This window comes from Streptomyces sp. DH12, from assembly GCF_020873895.1.
Lineage (GTDB): Bacteria > Actinomycetota > Actinomycetes > Streptomycetales > Streptomycetaceae > Streptomyces.
Window position 1 is genome coordinate 1 of sequence record NZ_JAHWGT010001715.1, and the last position, 383, is coordinate 383.

A 383-nucleotide genomic window follows, 5' to 3' on the forward strand; every position below is an offset into this window, starting at 1 on the left:
GTCCTCCAGCATCGCCGGGATCGAGAACATCACCCCGGACGCGTACATCCAGGTCCGCAGCACGAACGGCATCAGCTGCGCCAGGTCGGGCGTCTTGCTGCCCATCCGCGCGAAGATCAGCGCCAGACCCGTGTTGAACACGAACTGCAAGGCCAGCGCCGGCACCACCAGCAGCCACGACAGGTCCGGATAGCTCCGGAACGCCACCATGATGACGACCAGGACGATCATCGAGAACAGCAGCTGCTGGAGCTGCTGGAGCGCGAACGAGATCGGCAGCGACGCCCGCGGGAAGTGCAGCGCCCGCACCAGGCCCAGGTTCCCCGAGATCGCCCGCACGCCCGCCAGCACCGAGCTCTGGGTGAAGGTGAACACGAACACGC

1 protein-coding gene is annotated in these 383 nt (G+C 66.6%); it reads right to left on the bottom strand.

Annotated elements, in window-relative coordinates:
• Positions 1-383, bottom strand: a 383-nt coding sequence (locus LPA54_RS41880; RefSeq protein WP_228985572.1) for an ABC transporter permease, incomplete at both ends; no start/stop codon positions are given.